Source organism: Cellulomonas sp. PhB150 (genome assembly GCF_003755175.1).
Taxonomy (GTDB): Bacteria; Actinomycetota; Actinomycetes; order Actinomycetales; family Cellulomonadaceae; genus Cellulomonas.
This window is the reverse complement of record NZ_RKHX01000001.1, coordinates 1,347,907-1,369,415: the sequence shown is the minus strand read 5'-3', so window position 1 is coordinate 1,369,415 and position 21,509 is coordinate 1,347,907. Positions and strand designations below refer to the sequence as shown.

Genomic DNA, 21,509 nt, shown 5'->3' with positions numbered 1-21,509 from the left:
GGCGCACCACACCTGGGAGAGGTAGGAGCACTGATGATGATGACACACGCCCCGGCACGCGCGGAGGGAACAGCGCGGCACCGCAGGACGGGCCGGCTGGTCGCTGCGGCCACGGCTCTCGCCCTGGTCACGGCGGGCGCCGTGTCCCTCGGTGCGCCGGCCTCGGCTGCCGAGCCCACGCCGCAGGCGTGGACGGACGACTTCGACTCCGCCACGCTCGACGCGCGCTGGAAGGTCACCAACGAGGTGCCCGCCGCGTGGTCCCTCGGGGACGGTGCGCTCACCCTGAGCTCGCAGGCCGGCGACACCTGGCAGACCGCCAACTCGGCCAAGAACGTGTTCATGGTCGACATCCCCGCCGGTGACTTCACGGCCGTCGCGAAGCTCAGCGGCGCGGTCTCGAAGGTGTACCAGGGCGCGGGCATCATCGCGTGGAAGGACATGGACAACTACGTCCGCGCGGGCCTGACCTACGTCGGTGACCTGGCGCCCTCGGCTCGCGCGATCGAGACGGATGCCGAGTCCGGCGGCACGTTCGCGGCGCTCGACTTCGAGGACCGCCCGGCGTCGACCGGCGAGACGATCCAGCTGCAGCGCGTGGGCGACACCGTCACCACGAGCTACTGGGACGGCGCGGCCTGGGTGCTGGCCAACTCGACGACGGTCAGCTTCGACATGACGGCCGTGGGCCTCTACGCGCTCGCCGCGCAGGACGGCACGTCGCACGCGGTCGCGTTCGACTCGTTCGGCGTCACGTCGGCGGCGGGTGCGGACGTCACGCCCACCGGGCCGTTCACCCTGCACCCGGACTCGGGGGCCCGGTACCTCGTGGACCGCGAGGGCGTCCTCGCGTTCGCGGCGGACCGGCCGACGAGCGTCGTCGGCCTGGTGCCCACGGACGCCGGGGACGGCGCGGTCACGCTGCGCACCCGTGACGGCGACCTCCCGGTCGTCGCAACCGACGGCCACCTGGTCGTCGGCATGGCGGGCGGCGCGGCCAGCGCCCTGCGGATCACGGACGCGGGCGGCGGCGCGCTGCACCTGCGGCTCGCGGACGGCAGCGCGTACGTCGGGCTCGACGCCGACGGGCTGCTCACGCTCGGTGCCGAGCAGGACGCGGTCGCGCTGACGATCGAGTACCAGGCGACCGACGTCGGCACCCTGGACGTCGACGGCGACGCGACGAGCATCGACATCTCGAAGGACCTCTACGGCATCTTCTACGAGGACATCAACTACGCCGCGGACGGCGGCCTGTACGCCGAGCTCGTGCGCAACCGCTCGTTCGAGTTCAACACCAACGACAACGCGTCGTTCACCGGACTGACTGCGTGGGAGGTCCTCAAGCGCGGCGCCGGCTCGGCCAGCACGGGCACGGTCGCCAACGACAGCGCGCGGCTGAACGCCACGAACCGCAACTACCTGCGGCTGGACGCCACCGGCGCCGGCGCGGGCGTCCGCAACGCGGGCTACAACAGCGGCATCCCCGTGAAGGACGGCCAGACGTACGACTTCTCCGTCTGGGCCCGTTCCAGCACGGCGCAGACCCTGACCGTCCAGGTCGAGGACGCCGCAGGCGCCACGGTCTTCGCGACGGGCACGGTCGCCGTCGACGGCTCGGACACCTGGAAGAAGTACACGGCGAGCCTGACGGCCACCGCGACCACGGCCGCGGGCCGCCTCGCGGTGGTCGCCGGCGCCGCCGGCACCGTGCGCCTCGACATGGTCTCGCTGTTCCCGGACGACACCTGGGTCGGCCCGGTCAACGGCAAGTCACCCCTGCGCAAGGACCTCGCGGACAAGATCGAGGCGCTCAACCCCTCGTTCCTGCGGTTCCCGGGCGGTTGCGTGACCAACGTCGGCACGTTCGACACCTACGTCGACTCGAGCTTCCTCGACCGCCGCCGCACGTACCAGTGGAAGGAGACGATCGGTCCCGTCGAGGAGCGCGCCACCAACTGGAACTTCTGGGGCTACAACCAGTCCTACGGCATCGGGTACCTGGAGTACTTCGAGTTCGCCGAGGACCTGGGCGCCACCCCGCTGCCCGTGCTCTCGGTCGGCGCCAACGGCTGCGGCTCGACGATCCCGGAGATGAAGGACGACGCCAGCATCGCCCGCTGGGTGCAGGACACCGTGGACCTCATCGAGTTCGCCAACGGCGACGTCACGACGACGTGGGGCGCGAAGCGTGCGGCGCTCGGCCACCCGGAGCCGTTCGACCTGCGCTACATCGGCCTCGGCAACGAGGAGAACACCACGACGTTCGAGGCGAACTTCCCCAAGTTCCGCGACGCGATCGCGGCGCGGTACCCGGACGTCAAGATCCTGTCGAACTCCGGCCCGGACGACTCGGGCGCCCGCTTCGACACGCTGTGGGCGTTCAACAAGAAGCAGAAGGTCGACCTCGTCGACGAGCACTACTACAACGACCCCTCGTGGTTCCTCGCGAACAACGACCGCTACGACTCGTACGACCGCTCGGGTCCCGACGTCTTCCTCGGCGAGTACGCCTCGAAGGGGAACACGATGTGGAACGCGCTGTCCGAGGCGTCGTACATGACGGGCCTCGAGCGGAACTCCGACGTGGTCAAGCTCGCGTCCTACGCGCCGCTGCTGGCCAACGAGGACTACGTCCAGTGGAGCCCGGACGCCATCTGGTACGACAACGACGAGTCCTGGGGCTCGGTCAACTACTACGTGCAGAAGCTGTTCGCCAACAACGTCGGTGACCAGGTGGTGCCCAGCACGTACGCGGGCCCGACCCCCGTGGTGCCGGACCTGAAGGGCGGCGTGTTCCTGTCCACGTGGTCGACGAGCGCGGCCTACGACAACGTCAAGGTCACGAGCAACGACGGCGGCGCCACGCTGTTCGAGGACACGTTCACGGACGCCTCGAAGTGGTCGCGCCAGACCGGCACGTGGGCCGTGACCAACGGCGAGTACGTGCAGAGCTCGACGTCGGTCACGGACGCGCGCTCGATCGTCACGGACACCTACGCCAAGGACTGGTCGGACTACACGCTCGAGCTCGACGCCCGCAAGGTCTCGGGCAGCGAGGGCTTCCTCGTGGGCTTCGCGGCCGGCGGCCCGAACAACTACTTCTGGTGGAACCTCGGCGGCTGGAACAACACCCGCTCGGTCCTGCAGAAGGCGGACGGCGGCAGCGCGAACGAGGTGAAGGCGATCGAGAACACGTCGGTCACCACGGGCAAGACCTACAAGGTCAAGGTCGTCGTGGACGGGCGGAACATCAAGCTCTACCTCGACGGCGAGCTGCAGATCGACTACACCGACGAGCTGCCGACCACCGAGCTCTACCAGGTCGTCACGCGCGACCAGAGCACGGGGGACCTGCTGGTCAAGGTCGTCAACACGGCGGACCGCGGCCTGCGCACGCAGGTCGCCGTCTCCGACGTCGAGGTCGCCCCGACCGGCACGGCCACCGAGATGGTGGGCAACCCGTCGGACATGAACACCAAGGCCGACAAGACCAAGATCGTGCCGGTCGAGCGCGAGCTGACCGGGCTGTCGAACGACTTCACCTACGACTTCCCGGCGTACTCGATCACCTTCCTGCGGCTGCACACGACGGACGAGGCGGCGCCGACGATCACGTCGCTGGCGGCGTCGGGCACGGCCGTGAACGGCTACCACGCCTCGCCGGTGACGGTGGTCGCGAAGGCGAGCGACGACCGCGGCGTCGACCACGTCGAGGTCTCGCTCGACGGCGGCGCGTGGGCGTCAACGGACGGCTCGACTGCGTCCGTGCAGGTCGCCGGCAACGGCACGCACGAGGTGCGGGCCCGGGCGGTGGACGCGGCGGGCAACACCTCCCCGGAGCGTTCGCTGACCGTCAAGGTCGACGCGGCCGCCCCGGTCTCGCAGGCCACGGTGGACGGCAAGGCCCGGACGGTCGCGCTCCGCGCGGCCGACGACGGCTCGGGCGTGGCCCGCATCGAGTACCGGACCGGGACCACGGGCTCCTTCACGACGTACACCAAGGCGGTCGCGGTCGGGGCCGCGCAGACGACGGTGCAGTTCCGGGCCGTCGACGGGGTCGGCAACGTGGAGAGCACGGGCTCGGTGGTCGTGCCGAAGGCCGGCGTCGTCCTGGCGCCGTCCTCGGCCGTGGCGGTCGCCCCGGCGAGGCTCACCTACGGCAAGGCGGGCGTCGTCACGGTCCGGGTCACGGGCGCCGGCGGGACCCCGACGGGCACCGTCCGGGTGCTCGACGGCTCGACGCAGGTCGGCCGCGGGACGCTCGCGGGCGGCCGCGTCAGCGTGAATCTCGCGTCGTCGCTCAAGGTCGGCGCCCACCGCCTGACCGTCGTCTACGGCGGCGACGCCCGGTTCGCGGGCTCGTCGGACGTCGTCACGCTCAAGGTCGTCAAGGCCTCCTCGACGACGAAGGTGACGGTGTCACCGACGAAGGTGCGCACCACCACGAAGGCGAAGGTCACCGCGACCGTCGCCTCGTCGACCGGCGTCAAGGCCACCGGCAAGGTCACCGGCAAGGTCACGGTGACGGTGACCAAGGCAGGCAAGAAGGTCACGGCCAAGACGGCGACGCTCTCGACGAAGGGCACGGCGAGCACCACCCTGCCGAAGCTCAAGGCCGGCACGTACAAGGTCAAGGTCACCTACGCCGGATCCGCGGGCGTCGCCTCGTCGACCCGGACGGTGACCCTCACCGTCCGCAGGTAGCCCCGAGCGAGGCATCCCGGTCCGTCGCCCGGGATGCCTCGCCTGGTCACGTACGTGCACGCACGTGCCCACCGCGGCGGCCTGCGCGAGATGCGCGCACCCACGATTTCCAGCACACGAAGGAGTGTCCTGATGAGGACTCGAGCAGCTTGGGGAGCGACGACCGCACTCGCGGTCGCACTGGCAGGGGCGGTGGTGGCGGCACCCGCCGGCGCCGCCGAGGGACCCAGCGACGGGCTCGTCGCCCGGTACGTGCTGGACCAGACCACAGGCGCCGCGGTGCCCGATGCGTCGGGCCACGGCAAGGACGCGACCGTCGTCGGCGCGAGCACCTGGAACGGCGGCGACGGGTTCACGTTCTCCGGTGGCGCGTCCGGGTCCGGCAACGCGATCGACCTGCCGGACGGCCTCCTCACCGGCCTGGGCACGGTGTCGGTCGACTTCGACGTGAACATCGACCCGACCCTGGCCAACAACTACTTCATCTTCAGCCTCGGCAACGCCTCGGACGCCGGGTACATCTTCGTGACCGGCAAGGACTGGGAGCCGCGGCTGCGCGGGGCCATCACCGACGGCAGCGGCGAGCAGAACACGATCAGGCAGGGCGCGCTGGCGACGGGCCTGTGGAAGCACCTGACCTACACGATCGTCGGGGGCACCACGGCCACGCCCGGGTACTCCGTGCTCTACGAGGACGGCGTCGAGGTGGCGCGCAACAACGCCATCACGGTCAAGCCGAGCGACCTCGTCGGCGGCGGCACGAACAGCTTCATCGGCCGCTCGCCGTGGGCCGGCGACAACTCCTTCAAGGGCAAGATCCGCGACTTCCGGATCTACGACCGGACGCTGACCGGCACCGAGCTGACCGCGCTCGCCGAGGACGCGGTCGCCCCGGCCGTGACGGCGGACGCCGCGGCGCTCACGCTCGGCGACACCTCCGCCGTCACGTCGTCCCTCACGCTCCCGGCGACGGGCGCCACCGGCACGACGGTCGCGTGGTCCTCGTCGGCCCCCGCGATCGTCTCGAACGCGGGCGTCGTCACCCGGCCGTCCGCCGCGACCGGCGACACCGACGTGACCCTGACGGCGACGGTCTCCCGCGCGAGCGTCAGCAGCACGCGAACCTTCACGGTGACCGTCGTGGCGCTGCCCGACACGGTCGGCCTGCTCGCGGAGGACCTGGCCGGCGTCGCCGTCACCAACCTCGGCGACGTCCGCGGCAACCTCACGTTCCCGACCAAGGGCGCCAACGGCTCGGTCCTCACGTGGGCCTCGGCCGACGAGAGCGTCGTGGCCGGCACCGGCGTCGTGCACCGCCCGGCCCACGGTCAGCCGACCGCATCCGTCGACCTGACCGTCACGGCCACCCTCGACGGGCTCTCGGACACCCGCGTCCTGACCGCGACCGTCCCGGCCCTGCCGGAGGCCGTCGACCCGACGGCCTACATGTTCGCGTACTTCGAGGGCGAGTCCACGCCCGACGGCGAGTCCATCTACTTCGGCGCGAGCAAGGGCGACGACCCGACGCACTGGACCGACCTCAACGACGGCGACCCCGTGCTGACCTCGACGTTCGGCGAGAAGGGGCTGCGGGACCCGTTCATCGTCCGCTCGCCCGACGGTGACAAGTTCTACCTGCTCGCCACCGACCTGAAGATCTACGGCGGCAACAACTTCTCCGCCGCGCAGCAGAACGGAAGCACGTACCTCGAGGTCTGGGAGTCCACCGACCTGGTGACCTGGTCCGCCCAGCGGCACGTCAAGGTGTCGTCCGACTACGCGGGCAACACCTGGGCGCCCGAGGCGTACTACGACGAGGACCTCGGCTCCTACGTCGTCTACTGGGCGTCGAACCTGTACCCCACGACCACGACCGCGGGCCGTGACTACCGCACGAGCTACAACCGCATGATGTATGCCACCACGCGGGACTTCGTGACGTTCTCCGACCCCCAGCCGTGGATCGACGTCAAGCGCGGCACCGGCCTGGGGATGATCGACTCCACGGTGATCAAGGACGGCGACACGTTCTACCGGTTCACCAAGGACGAGGCGTACATGATCCCGCGCCAGGAGCGGTCCACGGACCTGCTCGCGACGGTCGCGGGCTCGCTGCCGACGACCACGAGCACGCCGGGCTGGCAGCTCGTCAAGGAGAAGGTCGGCCAGGGCCAGCCCAACCCGTGGGGCGGGACGTTCACCGGCGGCGAGGGTCCGACGATCTTCAAGTCGAACACCGAGGACCGCTGGTACCTGTTCATCGACCAGCCGAGCTACCACGGCGGCCAGGGGTACCTGGCGTTCACGTCGACCGACCTGGACTCCGGGAGCTGGACCAGCGTCCCGTCCGCGCAGCTGCCGAGCAGCCCGCGGCACGGCACGGTCCTGCCGGTCACCCAGGCCGAGTACGAGCGGCTCCTGGGCAGCTACCAGGCGGACCTGCTCGTCACGTCGGTGGACCCGCTGGCGGTGAGCACCGAGCAGGGCACGGCCCCGGCGCTGCCCGCGCAGGCGAACGTCCATTTCGCCGACGGCTCGTCGGCCCTGACGCCCGTCACCTGGGACGCCGTGGACCCGGGCGAGTACGCGGCGCCGGGAACGTTCACGGTCGAGGGGACCGTCGCCGCCGGCTCGTCGAAGCGTGCGAGCGTCGTGGTGACGGTCACCGACACCACGGACCCGACCGTGGCGCTCGCGGCCGGGCGGGCACCGGACGGGCTGGCTGGCTGGTGGCGGACCGCCCCGGTCGGCGTGACGGCGACCGCGACCGACCCGTCCGGCGTGGCCGGCGTCGAGGTCTCGGTCGACGGCGGTGCGTGGACCTCCACGCCCGGGTCGTCGGCCGCCACGTCGCTGACCGGTGACGGCCGGCACCTGGTGACCGCCCGCGCCACGGACACGACGGGTCGCACCTCCGCGGCGCCGGCGAGCCTCACGGTCGGGATCGACGCCACCGCGCCGGTCAGCCGGGGGACCGTCGACACCGTCGCGCGCACCGTCGAGGTACGGGCCGCCGACAGCACGTCGGGGGTGGCCAGGGTCGAGTACCGCACGGGTACCTCTGGGGCCTGGTCGGCGTACACGACCGCGCTGCACGTGGGGTCCGGCGCGACGACCGTCCAGTACCGGTCGGTCGACGTCGCGGGCAACACCGAGGTCGTCAACGCCCTCGCGCTGCCGGCGGCCGGCGTCCAGCTCGCCGCCTCGGTCACGGCTGCCGCCGCGTCGTCGCCGGTCGCCTACGGCAAGGCAGGCACCGTCGCGGTGCGGGTCACCGGGGCGTCGGGCACACCGACCGGCAAGGTCCGGGTCCTCGAGGGCGCCAAGCAGCTCGCGACCGGCACCCTTGCTGGCGGCCGGCTCACGGTGAAGCTGCCGAAGCTGGCAGCGGGAACGCACCGGCTCACGGTCGTCTACTCCGGCGACGCCCGGTTCCTGGGCTCGTCGGACGCCGTCACGGTCAAGGTCACCAAGGCCACCTCGACGACGAAGGCCACCGTTCGCTCGGTGAAGGCCAAGGCCAAGGGCAAGGTCGCGGTCTCGGTCGCGACCCCGGCCGGCACCGCGGTCGGATCGGTGACCACCAAGGTCACCCGCGGCGGCTGGACCTACGCGAGCGTCACGACCTCCCTGAGGTCCGGCAAGGCCTCGGTGCCGCTCCCCAAGCTCGCCCGCGGCACCTACAAGGTCACCGTGACCTACGCCGGCACGGCGAACATCTCGAGCTCGAAGGCCGCCACGACGCTCGTCGTGACGCGCTGAGCCCGCTGATCGTCACAGGGGTGGCGGCCGGGACGCCGCCACCCCTCGCACCCGTCCTCCACCCTGACGAAGGAGTCGCAGTGAGAACACGCACCAGCTGGGGAGCGGTCACCGCCGCCGCCCTGGTCCTGACGGGCCTCGGGGCCCTCCCCGCGGCCGCGGACTCGACAGACGAGGGCCTCGTCGTCCGGTACGCGCTCGACCAGACGTCGGGGACCGTCGTGCCCGACTCCTCCGGCAACGGCAAGGACGCCGCCGTCGTCGGCGCCGCCTCCTGGAACGGCGGCAACGGGTTCTCGTTCGGCGGTGGGGCGTCGAGCTCCGGCAACGCCATCAAGCTCCCGAACAACCTGCTGACGGGCCTGAGCGCGGTGAGCGTCGACTACGAGGTGCTCGTGCCCGCGTCGTTCACGAACACCGCGCACTTCCAGTTCAACCTGGGCAACAGCGCCACCTACCCGAACGGCACGGGCTACATGTTCGTGACGGGGCGCTCGAGCGACCAGAAGATGCGCGGCACGTTCGCGAACCTGGGCTACAACAGCGAGCAGCGCGCGATCGGCACGGCCGCGCTGCCGTCCGGCGTGTGGAAGCACATCACCTACACCGTTCTCGGTGGCTCGGTCGCGACCCTCGGCCGCTCGTTCCTGTACAGCGACGGCGTCCAGGTCGCGACCGGCCCGATCACGGCGATGCCGTCCGACGTCGCGACGTCGACCATGAACTACCTGGGCCGCTCCGCCTACTCCGGCGACGCGTCGTTCCAGGGCAAGATCCGCGACTTCCGTGTCTACGACCGCGAGCTGACCGTGGCCGAGGCCGCCACGCGCAGCACGGCCGGTGCCGCGGGCACGGTCGCGAGCGACGCCGCCGCCCTCTCGCTCGGCGACACGAGCGGCGTGGTCGCCAACCTCACGCTGCCGTCGACGGCCGCGGGCGGCCAGGCGGTCACGTGGGCCACCGACGACGCGGCGCACGTCACCGCGACGGGCGCGGTCACGCGACCCGAGGCCGGCGGCGCGTCGGCGACGGTCCACCTCACCGCCACCGTCTCCCAGCGCGGCCAGAGCGCCACCAAGACCTTCACGGTCACGGTGCTCCCGGGCGGCCCGATCGCGGTCGAGGGCGTCAGCGTCTCGCCGACCACCGCGACCATCGCGGCCGGCACGACCAAGGCCCTGAAGGCCACCGTCTCGCCCGCGACGGCGACCGACCCCTCGATCGCGTGGACGTCCTCCGACCCGGCGGTCGCCACCGTCTCGTCGTCGGGCGTCGTGTCCGCCGTCGCGAACGGCACGGCGACCATCACGGCGCAGAGCTCGGCCGCGGGCGTCTCGGCGACCGCCACGATCACGGTCGACCCCGCCATCCCGGCCGGGCAGGTCCTGCACTACGCGCTCGACGAGACCTCGGGCGCCGTCGCGCACGACTCGTCCGGCCAGGGCCGTGACGGCACGCTCGTCGGCGGCGCCACCTGGACCTCCGGGGAGGGCGTCAAGCTCGACGGCACCAACGGCCACGTCGTGCTGCCCGCCAGCCCTCTCGCGGGGCTGAGCTCGGTGAGCATCGACTTCGACGTCCGCATCGCGGGGTCGCAGACCGGCTCGTACTTCCTGTACGGGATCGGCAACACGAGTGGCGGCGTCGGCAACGGCTACCTGTTCACCACCGGCAACGCCTACCGGACCGCGATCGCGAGCGGCAACTGGTCGACCGAGCAGGTCACGGCGAAGAGCTCCAACCTCGCCCGCGACGTCTGGAAGCGCGTCACCTACACGCAGACCGGCACCACGGGGATCCTGTACGAGGACGGCATCGAGGTCGCGCGCAACACGAACGTGACCCTCACGCCGGGTTCGATCGGCGGCGGGGTCACCGCGGCCAACTACATCGGCCGCTCGGTCTACACGGCCGACGCCTACCTCAAGGGCAACGTCCGCGACTTCGCGATCTACAACCGGGCGCTGACCCCGGCTCAGGTCGCGGCCGGCGCGGCGGCGGCGAACCAGGCCGCGGTCGACGCTGACAAGGCAGCGCTCGCCCTCACGGGGACGGACGCGGTCACGGCCGACCTCACGCTCCCGACGACCGGGACGCAGGGCTCGACCATCACCTGGTCCTCCTCCGACCCGGCCGTCGTCACGGGCACCGGCACGGTCACGCGGCCCGCGTTCGGCGGCCCCGACGCGACCGTGACGCTCACAGCCACGCTCACGAAGGGCGGCGTCAGCACGACGAAGGCCTTCACGGTGACCGTGCTCGCGGACATCGCGCCGGGCGCCAAGGCGACCTACGACGCCGAGCACCTCACGGTGACCAACCTCGACGACGTGCGTGGCAACCTCACGCTCCCGGCCACCGGCCCGCGCGGGTCGGCGATCACGTGGACCTCGTCGTCCGCGTCCGTCATCTCCACGACCGGTGACGTCACGCGGCCCGCCTACGGCCAGGACGCCGCCACGGTGACCCTCACCGCGACGGCGACCAACGGAGGCGAGCAGGCGAGCCACGCCTACACCGCCACCGTGCCGGCGCTGCCGCGCACGGCTCCGAAGACGGGATACGTGTTCAGCTACTTCACGGGCGACTCGCTCGCGGGGGAGAAGATCTACTTCGCTGCCAGCCGGGGCAACAACGCGCTGGCCTGGGACGAGCTGAACGGCGGCGCCGCGGCGCTGACCTCGACGCTCGGCAGCAAGGGCCTGCGCGACCCGTTCCTCATCCGCTCGCCCGAGGGCGACAAGTTCTTCCTCATCGCCACCGACCTCTCGATCGGCGGGGGCACGAGCTGGGACGCCTCGCAGCGCTCGGGCAGCCAGTACATCGAGGTCTGGGAGTCGGAGGACCTGGTCCACTGGTCGGCGCAGCGCCACGTGCGCGTCTCGCCGAGCACAGCGGGCAACACCTGGGCCCCCGAGGCGTACTACGACGAGGAGATCGGCGCGTACGTCGTGTTCTGGGCGTCCAAGCTCTACGCGGCGTCCGACCCCGACCACACCGGCTCGACGTACAACCGGATGATGTACGCCACGACGCGCGACTTCGTGACCTTCACGGAGCCCCAGGTCTGGCAGGACCCGGGCAAGTCGGTGATCGACTCGACCGTGCTCAAGGACGGTGACACCTACTACCGGTTCACCAAGGACGAGGCGGCCGCGAGCGGCTGCACCGACATCATCCAAGAGAAGTCGACCGACCTCCTGGCCACGTCGCCGTCCCCCGCGTGGTCGCTGCAGGCCAACTGCATCGGCAAGAACGCGGGCACCGGCGGCGTCGAGGGGCCGACGATCTTCAAGGCGAACCCCGGCGACGTCAACGGCTCCGGCTTCTACCTGTTCGTCGACGAGTACGGCGGCCGCGGGTACATCCCGCTGAAGAGCCCCAGCCTGGCGAACCCGGCCTGGACGCTCCCGGCCTCGTGGGACCTGCCCACCCACCCGCGGCACGGCACGGTCACCAACGTGTCGACCAGCGAGTGGAACACCCTCACGGGGGCCACCACCGCCGCCGTCACCTCGGACGTCGAGGTCACGCTGTCGTCCTCCTCGGTCGACCTCGGGTCCTCGGTGCGCGCGGACGTCACGGTCGAGGCCTCCGACGGCGGCCAGGTCGCCGGTGACGTCACGGTCACCGCGGGTGACTTCTCGACGACCGTGACGCTCGTCGACGGCGCCGCGCACGTCGACCTGCCGGCGACGCTCGGCGCCGGGACCTACACGGTCCGCGCTGCCTACGCCGGGTACGACGTCGTCGGGGCCGGCTCCGGCACGGCGGCACTGACGGTCGTCGCGCCGCCGTCGGACACGGTCGCACCCGCGGTCGTGCTGAGCACCGCCCCTGCCGTGCCCGACGGGCTCGGTGGCTGGTGGACCTCGGCGGTGACGGTCACCGCCGTCGCGACCGACGCCGGGACCCCTGTCTCGGGCGTCGAGTCGGTCGAGGTGTCGGTCGACGGGGGCGCCTGGGCGCCGCTGCCGGTCGACGGGGTGCAGGTCTCCACGGACGGGACGCACGCCGTCCGCGTCCGGGCCACCGATGTCGCCGGCAACACGTCGACCCCGGTGAGCACCACCGTGAAGATCGACCGCACGGTACCGACGGCCAAGGCTGCCGTCGCCGGCCGGACGGTCACCCTGACCGGGACGGACGCGACCTCCGGGATCGCGCGGCTCGAGTACCGCGTCGGCACCGGCGCGTGGGCCACGTACACCGGCCCCGTCACGCTGCCGAAGCAGGCCGCGTCGCTCGGGTACCGCGCGGTCGACAAGGCGGGCAACGTCAGTGCCGCCGCATCGGTCGCCGTGGCCTCGTCGTCGACCCTCTCCGTGGGGCTGCCGGCCTCGCTGACGACGGCGTCGACGGCACGGGTCACCGTCGCGGTCACGGCCGGCACGGGCGTCACGCCCACCGGCAAGGTCACGGTGATGGTGTCGCAGGGCTCGAAGGTCCTCACGACGAGGACGGCCACGCTCGCGCGGGGCAAGGCAGCGGTGACGCTGCCGCGCCTGCCCGCCGGCAAGGTCAGCGTCGTGGCGACCTACGCGGGCTCGACCGCGGTGCTGGGCTCGTCGGCCACCACCACCAGGACCGTGGCGAAGGCGAAGGCGACCGCCAAGGTCGCGCTGAGCCGGACGACCGCCACGACGTCGCAGAGAGTCAAGGCGACCGTGGTGGTCTCCGCGCCGACCGGGCTCAAGGCGACCGGCAAGGTCACGGTGACGATCCGCAAGGGCTCGCACACGTTCGCGACGAAGACGCTGACGCTGTCGAGCTCGGGGCGTGCCTCGATCACGCTCCCGGCGCTGGCCTCCGGGAAGTACACGGTCTCGGCGCGGTACGCCGGGTCCGCGACGCTCGGGGCCACGACGTCGAAGGCGGTGAGCCTGCGGGTGCGCTGACCCACCCGCAGCGACGCGGCGCCGGCTCCCTCCGGGGGGTCGGCGCCGTGGCGCTGCGTGGGTGGTGGTCGCTAGCGTCGTGCGGGTGACGCACCCTCAGTACACGACCGTCATCGCGGACGAGTCCCACCGCTGCGCCGACGCGCTCGCCGGCACCTCACCGGCCGGTCAGGTGCCCGCCTGCCCCGAGTGGACGGCCGCGGACCTGGCCTACCACCTCGGCGAGGTGCAGGACTTCTGGTCCCGGGTGGTCGCGTCCGCCCCCGCGGAGCCCTCCGACGACGCCGTGCCCCGGCCACCGGACGGCGAGCTCGTCGGCTTCCTGCGCACCCGCACCTCGGCGTTGCTCGACGCGCTCGCGGTGCACGAGCCCGGCGACGCGTGCTGGTCGTGGTCGCCCGTCGGCGGGGACATCGCCTGGGTGCTGCGCCGCCAGGCGCACGAGGCGCTGATCCACCGCGTCGACGCCGAGCAGACCGCGGGGGTCCCGCTCACCGAACCCGCAGCCGACCTCGCGGCCGACGGCGTCGCCGAGATGCTCGAGGTGATGGTCAGCGGACTGCCCGGGTGGGCCACGTTCACGCCGGACGGCGCGCGCCTGCGGCTCCTCGCCACGGACGCCGACCGCGCGTGGACGGTCGCGCTGGGCCGGTTCACCGGGACCTCGCCCACCAGCGGCACCACCTACGACGAGGACTGCGCCGAGCTGGTCGAGGACACGCCCGAGGGAGCGACGGGCGAGGTGCGGGGGACCGCCTGGGACCTCGACCTCTGGCTGTGGGGACGAGGGCCGGCGGGCGTGCTCGCGACCAGCGGGGACGCCGGGGTCGCCGACCGGCTGCGCGCGATCATCGTGGAGTCGAGCCAGTGAGCACGGAGCGCGCGGTCCGGATCCTGTGGCCGGGGCGGCTCACGCTGGCGCTGTGGCTCGGGTGGGCACTGGTGCTCGTGCTCGTCGGTGCGAGCGGCGTCATCGGCATGCCCGGGGTCTCTGCCGCCTTGGTCGGCGGTGGCCTGCTGGTGCTCGCGAGGGCACCGTTCACCGGCGTCTTCCGCCGGGGCGAGTCGCTCGTCGAGCGGGGCTGGTGGCCGACGAGGTCCTTCCCGGACCGGGACATCGACGACGTGGCCCTCGCGCCCTACGCGGGCGCGTTCAACTACGGCCGACCGTCGCGGTTCGGCGCGACGCTCGTCCTGGTCCGCGACACCGGCGTGCTCGATCCGCTCAACGTCGCGAACGACACACAACGCCGCAGCGAGGCCCGGCGGGCGGTGCTCGTGCGCGCGCTCGGTCGGGACTGAGCGCTACGGGCGGGCCGCGAACCGCTCGAGCAGGTCCGCGTGCCCGGACACGATCAGCAGGTCGTTCGCCGAGATCCTGGTGTCGGAGTCGGCGTAGACGAAGTCGATCCCGGGGCTCTTCACGCCGATGATCGTGACGCCGTAGCGCTCGCGGATCTTCGACTGCGCGATGGTGAACCCCTGCGTCTCCTTGGGCGGGCGCATCTTGACGACCGTGAACCCGTCCTCGACCTCGATGTAGTCGAGCAGCTTGCCGGAGACCAGGTGCGCCACGCGGGAGCCGGCGTCGGCCTCGGGCAGCACCACGTGGTGCGCGCCGATGCGTTGCAGGATGCGGGCGTGCTCGGTGCTGATCGCCTTGGACCAGATCTGCGGGACGCCGATGTCGACGAGGTTGCCGGTGATGAGCACGGAGGCCTCGAGGTAGGACCCGACGCCGACGACCGCGACGGGGAACTCGCGCGCGCCGAGCTGCTCGAGCGCCTCGGGGTTGGTCGCGTCGGCCTCGACGAGCGCCACCCGGCCCGCCCACTGCGCGACGAGCTCGGGGTTGCGCTCGACCGCGAGCACGTCCTGGCCGAGGCGGTCGAGGGTCGCGGCGATGGCCGACCCGAACCGTCCGAGGCCGATGACGAGGACGCCGTCGGACTTCTTGGGGGTCCGGGGCGCGGAGTGCGGGGTGTCAGCCAATGATCGGCCTCTCTTCGGGGAGCCGGATGACCCGACGACGGTTGCGCAGCGCGAGCGCGGCCGCAAGCGTCATCGTGCCGGTCCGGCCGATGAACATGAGCACGGTCAGGACGTACTTGGCGGGTGTGGGCAGGTCCGCCGTGACACCCGTGGACAGGCCGCAGGTGGCGAAGGCCGAGATCACCTCGTAGAGCACCACGTCCAGTGTCAGCCCGGTCATCGCGAGAAGCAGCAGCGACGCGACCAGGACGAAGGTCGCGGAGACCAGCGAGACCGCGATCGCGACCTGCAGGGCCTCGCGCGGGATGCGGCGGCCGTACGCCTCGACGTCCCGGTCACCCCGGGCCTCGGCCACGATCGCGAGCAGCATGACCGCCAGCGTCGTGACCTTGATGCCGCCCGCGGTCGACGCGGAGCCGCCACCGACGAACATCAGCGCGTCGGTGAGCAGCCAGGTGCTCTCGTGCATCTGCCCGATGTCGACCGTCGAGAAGCCCGCGGAGCGTGGCATCACGCCCGCGAACAGGGAGGCGAGCGCGGTCGCGCTCGCCCCGAGCGGCTTGAACGTGCCCGGGTTGGTCCACTCGAACGCGGCGACGAGCACCGAGCCGACGACCACGAGCCCGAGGCTCGTCGTGATCGTCAGCTTGGAGTGCAGGCTCCAGCGCCGCGGCTCGCGCAGGTTGCGGGCCACGTTGAGGATCACGGGGAAGCCGAGCGAGCCGATGAAGACGCCGATGATGATCGGCATCAGCACCCACCAGTCGGACACGAAGGGCGCCAGCCCCTCCTCGGTGGGCACGAAGCCCGCGTTGTTGAAGGCGGAGACGCCGTAGAAGAGCGCGTGCCAGGCGGCCTCACCCCAGCCCTCGTCGTACATGCGGAACCGGGGGAGCAGGATCAGCGCGATGATCACCTCGAGCGCGGTCGAGGTGATGATGACCGTGCGCACGAGCGAGCCGACCTCGCCCAGCCGGGTCACCTTGGTCTCGGAGGACACGAGCAGGCGCTGCGTCAGCCCGATGCGGCGCGAGACGGCCATGCCGAGCAGCGACGCGAGCGTCATCACGCCCAGGCCGCCGACCTTGATCGCGACGAGGATCACGACGAGCCCCATCCCCGACCAGTACGTGCCGGTCGGGACGACGACGAGGCCCGTCACGGTGCTCGCGGACGTCGCGGTGAACAGCGCGTCGACGAACGGTGCGCGGTGACCGCTGCTCGTCGCCCAGGGCGTCGCCAGCAGCACGGTGATCACCGCGATGACGCCGCCGAAGACGAACAGCGCGAGCCGCGCCGGGGACTGCCTGGCCGAGCGGTCGACGAACTCACGGGCTCGCCACGCCACCCCGGGACCACCCCGCGCCATCGCACCTCCCGTGCACCTCGCCGGACCGGGACCACTGTGGCATGCGACGACGCGGTGTGCGGCGCAGTCCGCCCGGCGCGATCCCGTGCCGCGCGCGTGGGACAGTGGGCGCATGGCGTCCGGAGCGGTGCGGGTGGTGTGGTCCCCGGAGATGCTCGGGTACGACTTCGGGCCCGGGCACCCGATGACGTCCGAGCGCCTGGACCTGACCTTCCGCCTGGCGGAGCTGCTGGGAGTCCTGGAGGGCGTGTCGTTCATCGCGCCGGGCGTCGCGTCCGACGAGCTGCTCGAGACGGTCCACGAGCCGGAGTACGTCCGCGCGGTGCGCGCGGCGGCCGAGCACGGCACACCCGACCCGGCGCGCGGGCTCGGCACGCGCGACGACCCGGTGTTCGCGCACATGCACGACGCCGCGGCCCGGGTCGTGGCGGGCAGCGTCGAGGCCGCACGGGCGGTCTGGGCCGGCGAGGCCCTGCACGCGGTCAACCTGTCGGGCGGGCTGCACCACGCGATGCCGGGGGCCGCCTCGGGGTTCTGCGTCTACAACGACGCGGCCGTCGCGATCCGCTCGATGCTGGAGGCGGGCGCCGAGCGCATCGCGTACGTCGACATCGACGCCCACCACGGAGACGGCGTCCAGGCCGTGTTCTGGGACGACCCGCGCGTCCTGACGATCTCGGTCCACGAGTCGGGTCACGTCCTGTTCCCCGGCACGGGCCACGCGCGGGAGACCGGGGGGCCGGGGGCGCCCGGCGCGGCGGTCAACGTCGCGCTGCCGTCCGGCACGTCCGACGCGGGCTGGCTGCGGGCGATCGACGCCGTCGTCCCCGCCGCCGTGCGCGAGTTCGCGCCGCAGGTCCTCGTCACCCAGCACGGCTGCGACTCGCACGTGATGGACCCGCTCACGCACCTGCGCGTCTCGATCGACGCGCAGCGCCTCGTCGCGACCTGGCTGCACGACCTCGCGCACGAGGTCACGGGCGGTCGCTGGCTGGCGCTGGGCGGCGGCGGCTACGCGTTCATCGACGTCGTGCCGCGCGCGTGGACGCACGTGCTGGGCATCGCCGCGCACGCGCCCGTCGACGTCTCCGTCGCGGTGCCGGAGCAGTGGCGCGACGTGGTCCGCGAGCGGTACGGCCGCTCCGGCGCGGACCTCATGGGTGACGGTCGCGAACCCGTGCTGCGGCCGTGGTCGGCGGGCTACGACCCGGCCGACGACGTCGACCGGGCGATCCGGGCGACGAGGCTCGCGTCGTTCCCGCTCCTGGGCCTCGACGCCGAGCTCGACTGAACGCATCGTTCCTGGTGGCGCGGGACGTCGCGCAGCCGAGTGATCACTCTGGTTCACCTCTTTCACTCGCGTCCCACGCGCCACTAGGGTGGTGCGACACCCAATGGGGGTGCGCGGGGCCGACGCGACGCCGGCCGGAACGGAAGACAACGGACGATGAGCGACCAGCCAGGCCGCCAGCGCTACCTCACGGTCGTCGAGGTCGCGGAGATCATGCGGGTCTCCAAGATGACCGTCTACCGACTGCTGCACTCGGGCGAGATGCCCGGCGTCCGCGTGGGCCGCTCGTTCCGCGTCCCCGCCGACGCGCTCGAGCACTACCTCGCGACGTCGATCCAGCCGGTCGTCGTGGACGCAGCGACCGACGAGGCCGACCGCCGGAGCTCGTGAACCGGCACGTCGCGTCGCTTCAGGAGCGGCGCGTCGCGGCCAGGCCCGTCGATCGCGTAAGGTAGGGCCTCGGACTTTCTCCGTGCGTGGGCGACTCGATGGCTGATCGACGAACCGCGCGTCGATCAAGCAGGTCTGGCCCTCGGGCCGGGCCCTCCACCGGAAGCGAGAGTGGACCTATGGGTTCCGTCATCAAGAAGCGCCGCAAGCGGATGGCCAAGAAGAAGCACCGCAAGCTGCTTCGCAAGACGCGCCACCAGCGCCGCAACAAGAAGTGACCCGATCGGGCCCGGCTGATGCCGGGCCCGACGTGTTTCGCCAGGTCAGAGCGCTCGCTCGAGCACGTAGTCGTCCTCGAGCCGGCCGCCGACCTGGAAGTGCTTGACCCCGACGACCGCGAACCCGTGCCGCTCGTAGAAGCGGCGGGCGCGCGCGTTGAGCTGGTTCACGCCGAGCCACATGCCGCCGGCCGTGCGGGCGCGGCCCTCGTCGAGCGACCGATCCATCAGCGCGGCGGCCGTGCCGGCGCCGTGGTGGTCGGGGTGCACGTAGCACTTGGACAGCTCGATCGTCGGGGCGATCGTCAGCGCCGCCCGGACGTCGGGGTCGGCGGGCTCGCCCGCGACAAGCATGGTGTAGCCCACGAGGTCGTCGTCCGACTGCGCGACGAGCACCACGCGCTGCTGGTCCGCGACGTAGTCCGCGAACCGCTCGGGGGACAGCACGGCGTCGATGAACGCCTGCTGGTCCTGCGCGGTCGACCCCGGCGGGCACGCGAGCGGGAACGTCAGCGCGGCGAGCCGCGCGAGCGCCTCGACGTCGGTGGCCTGGGCGGGGCGGATCTCGACGGGCACGCCCGCCAGCATAGGCAGTGGGTCGCGTCCGGCGGGGCGGCGTCCCCGGGGGCGGTGCGCGTCGGGGCGGCGCGCGTGGTTGGAGGGAACGTTGCAGCACCCGTGCACGCCCGCAGCGCGGGTGCTGCAACGATTGCTGCACTGATCCCGGCATCGATCCGTGCAGCGACCTCGCCCGTGCGGACGGGCCGGACGGGCCGGGAGGGCGGGAGGGCGGGAGGTCGGGAGGGCGGGAGTCAGCGGGTGCGGATCGAGCGGCGGATCGCGCGGACGACCAGGCCACCGGCCCACGCGGCGCCGGCCAGGCTCGCCGCGTTCACGCCGCGGCGCGCGGTCCGGCGGCGGCCGCGGAACTCGCGCACCGGCCAGCCCACCTCGGCGGCGTAGCGCCGCAGCCGGCCTTCGGGGTTGATGGCGCACGGGCGCCCGACCGCCGACAGGATCGGCACGTCGTTGAGCGAGTCGCCGTAGGCGTAGGACGCGCGCAGGTCGATGCCGCGCTCCTCGGCAAGCTTGCGGACCGCGGCGGCCTTGGCCTCGCCGTGCAGCATGTCGCCGACGAGCCGTCCGGTGTAGTAGCCGTCGGCGTGCTCCGCGATCGTGCCCAGGCCACCCGTCGCGCCCAGGCGGCGTGCGAGCAGGCCGGCGATCTCGATCGGGGTGGCCGTCACGAGCCAGACGGAGTGGCCGGCGGCGACGTGCTGGTCGAGCAACCGCTGCGTGCCGGGGTAGATGCGCAGGCAGAGGACCTCGTCGTAGATGTCCTCGGCGATCGCGGTGACCTCGGCGACCGAGTGGCCGCGCATGATCTCCAGGGCCTGCTGGCGCAGCTCGTCGATCTGGTGCTTGTTCTCCCCGAACAGCCGGTAGCGCGCCTGGTGGACCCCGAACCGCAGCAGGTCCCAGTTCCGGAAGAACCCCCGCCGGTACAGGCCGACGGCCAGGTGGAACGAGCTCGCGCCGCGGATGATCGTGTTGTCCACGTCGAAGAACGCCGCGACAGGGCACTGCTCCGCTCGGGGGGAAGGATCGGCCTGGCGCACGCCGCCACTGTAACGACGGCGGCTGGGAGCACTTATCGTCGGCGGGTGACGAACGCGCAGACGACCGGTGAATCCTCTCCCGAGGCGCGCATCGTGCTGTTCGGGCGCGACGGCTGCCACCTGTGCGACGACGCGCGCGAGCTCGTCCGCACCGTGGCGGCCGAGGCGGGCGCGCTGTGGCGCGAGGTGGACATCGACGCGGCGGGGGGTGCGGTGCTCGAGGAGTACGGCGAGCTCGTGCCCGTCGTCGAGGTGGACGGCGTGCGGCAGGGCTACTGGCGCATCGACGCGGATCGGGTGCGCCGGGCTCTCGCCACGACGCGGCGCGAGCCATAACCTGACGCGCAGGGTCGATGACGACCCAGGTCGCAAGGGGGTTGGCGTGGCGATTCACTCGACGGACGGCACCGGGCGCACTGATCGCGGCGTCCCCCCGGCCACGGTGGCGCGGCTGCCTGGTTATCTGCGGGCCCTGGACGCGCTGACCGAGGACGGCGTGGTGACCACCTCGTCGGAGGAGCTCGCCGAGCGGGCGGGGGTGAACCCGGCGCAGCTGCGCAAGGACCTGTCGTTCCTCGGGTCCTACGGGCGGCGGGGGGTCGGCTACGAGGTGGCGCACCTGTCGGAGCAGGTCGGGGTCGTCCTCGGCCTCGCGACGCAGCGGCGCGTGGTCATCGTCGGGATCGGCAACCTGGGGCTCGCGCTGGCGAACTACTCGGGGTTCGCCGACCGGGGTTTCGCGGTCGTCGCTCTCGTCGACGCGGCCCCTGCCGTCGTCGGGACCACCGTGGCCGGGCTCGTCGTCGAGCCCCTGGACCAGCTGGCGGCCATCGTCGAGGCCCGCGACGTGAGCATCGGGGTGATCGCGACCCCGGCCGCCGGCGCGCAGGACGTGTGCGACGCGCTCGTCGAGGCGGGCGTCGCAGGCATCCTCACGTTCGCCCCCCGCGCCCTGCGCGTCCCCGACCACGTCGACGTCCGCGCGGTCGACGTGGCGAGCGAGCTCCAGATCCTCGCCTTCCACGACGCCCGCCGCAGCGCCACCGGCGCGTGACCCCACTCACCCACACAAACCCCCCGCGAGTGCTGCCCACACGCACCGAGTGCGCCCGTCGTTGCGGGCGCACTCGACGGAGAGGGGTTGCACTCGCGGGAGTGGGTCGCGGGGGAGAGGGAACGCGCGAGCGCGCGGTCCCCGGAGGG

General features: G+C 72.3%; 14 protein-coding genes. 10 read left to right on the top strand and 4 right to left on the bottom strand.

Going from position 1 to position 21,509, the window contains the following annotated elements:
- Positions 1-33 precede the first annotated feature (33 nt).
- The 5 genes from EDF34_RS06315 (at position 34) to EDF34_RS06295 (ending at position 14,669) form a co-directional block, all read left to right on the top strand.
- Positions 34-4,707: an alpha-L-arabinofuranosidase C-terminal domain-containing protein gene (locus tag EDF34_RS06315; protein ID WP_123370399.1), complete on the top strand. Its 4,674-nt coding sequence runs from the start codon at positions 34-36 to the stop codon at positions 4,705-4,707.
- A gap of 132 nt (positions 4,708-4,839) precedes the next feature.
- On the top strand, positions 4,840-8,469 hold the full coding sequence (locus EDF34_RS06310) for an immunoglobulin-like domain-containing protein (RefSeq protein ID WP_123370398.1): 3,630 nt from the start codon (positions 4,840-4,842) through the stop codon (positions 8,467-8,469).
- An 80-nt stretch (positions 8,470-8,549) separates the two neighbouring features.
- Complete coding sequence (locus EDF34_RS06305) at positions 8,550-13,367, top strand: immunoglobulin-like domain-containing protein (protein WP_148076586.1); 4,818 nt, start codon at positions 8,550-8,552, stop codon at positions 13,365-13,367.
- Positions 13,368-13,452: 85 nt separating this feature from the next.
- Positions 13,453-14,238, top strand: coding sequence for a maleylpyruvate isomerase N-terminal domain-containing protein (locus EDF34_RS06300; protein ID WP_158615050.1), 786 nt, complete (start codon positions 13,453-13,455; stop codon positions 14,236-14,238).
- On the top strand, positions 14,235-14,669 hold the full coding sequence (locus tag EDF34_RS06295) for a hypothetical protein (RefSeq protein ID WP_123370395.1): 435 nt from the start codon (positions 14,235-14,237) through the stop codon (positions 14,667-14,669). The genes EDF34_RS06300 and EDF34_RS06295 overlap by 4 nt, the downstream gene beginning before the upstream one ends.
- A gap of 3 nt (positions 14,670-14,672) precedes the next feature.
- Here EDF34_RS06295 and EDF34_RS06290 read toward each other — a convergent pair whose 3' ends face one another.
- Positions 14,673-15,359: a TrkA family potassium uptake protein gene (locus EDF34_RS06290; protein ID WP_123370394.1), complete on the bottom strand. Its 687-nt coding sequence runs from the start codon at positions 15,357-15,359 to the stop codon at positions 14,673-14,675.
- The gene (locus EDF34_RS06285) at positions 15,352-16,728 is read right to left on the bottom strand and encodes a TrkH family potassium uptake protein (RefSeq protein WP_123370393.1); all 1,377 of its coding nucleotides are present in this window, start codon (positions 16,726-16,728) and stop codon (positions 15,352-15,354) included. The genes EDF34_RS06290 and EDF34_RS06285 overlap by 8 nt, the downstream gene beginning before the upstream one ends.
- A 112-nt stretch (positions 16,729-16,840) precedes the next feature.
- On the opposite strand from EDF34_RS06285, the gene EDF34_RS06280 reads away from it, so the two are divergent.
- The 3 genes from EDF34_RS06280 to EDF34_RS06270 all read left to right on the top strand — a co-directional run bounded on the left by EDF34_RS06280 (position 16,841) and on the right by EDF34_RS06270 (position 18,687).
- Positions 16,841-18,019, top strand: coding sequence for an acetoin utilization protein AcuC (locus EDF34_RS06280; protein ID WP_123370392.1), 1,179 nt, complete (start codon positions 16,841-16,843; stop codon positions 18,017-18,019).
- A gap of 156 nt (positions 18,020-18,175) precedes the next feature.
- Complete coding sequence (locus EDF34_RS06275) at positions 18,176-18,409, top strand: helix-turn-helix domain-containing protein (RefSeq protein ID WP_123370391.1); 234 nt, start codon at positions 18,176-18,178, stop codon at positions 18,407-18,409.
- A 179-nt stretch (positions 18,410-18,588) separates the two neighbouring features.
- On the top strand, positions 18,589-18,687 hold the full coding sequence (locus EDF34_RS06270; protein WP_003792170.1) for a 30S ribosomal protein bS22: 99 nt from the start codon (positions 18,589-18,591) through the stop codon (positions 18,685-18,687).
- Between the two features lie 45 nt (positions 18,688-18,732).
- Here the strand turns inward: EDF34_RS06270 and EDF34_RS06265 are convergent, their stop codons facing one another.
- Complete coding sequence (locus tag EDF34_RS06265) at positions 18,733-19,275, bottom strand: GNAT family N-acetyltransferase (protein WP_199737647.1); 543 nt, start codon at positions 19,273-19,275, stop codon at positions 18,733-18,735.
- 224 nt (positions 19,276-19,499) lie between these two features.
- Positions 19,500-20,306 (bottom strand): HAD family phosphatase, encoded by an 807-nt coding sequence (locus tag EDF34_RS06260; RefSeq protein WP_233575203.1) that lies wholly within the window; start codon positions 20,304-20,306, stop codon positions 19,500-19,502.
- Positions 20,307-20,351: 45 nt separating this feature from the next.
- On the opposite strand from EDF34_RS06260, the gene EDF34_RS06255 reads away from it, so the two are divergent.
- A complete protein-coding gene (locus EDF34_RS06255) occupies positions 20,352-20,642 on the top strand; it encodes a glutaredoxin family protein (RefSeq protein WP_233575202.1) in 291 nt (96 codons plus the stop codon).
- 46 nt (positions 20,643-20,688) lie between these two features.
- Positions 20,689-21,360 carry a redox-sensing transcriptional repressor Rex gene (locus EDF34_RS06250; protein WP_123370390.1) on the top strand — a complete coding sequence of 224 codons (672 nt, stop codon included), beginning with the start codon at positions 20,689-20,691 and terminating at the stop codon, positions 21,358-21,360.
- The last annotated feature ends 149 nt before the right edge of the window (positions 21,361-21,509 follow it).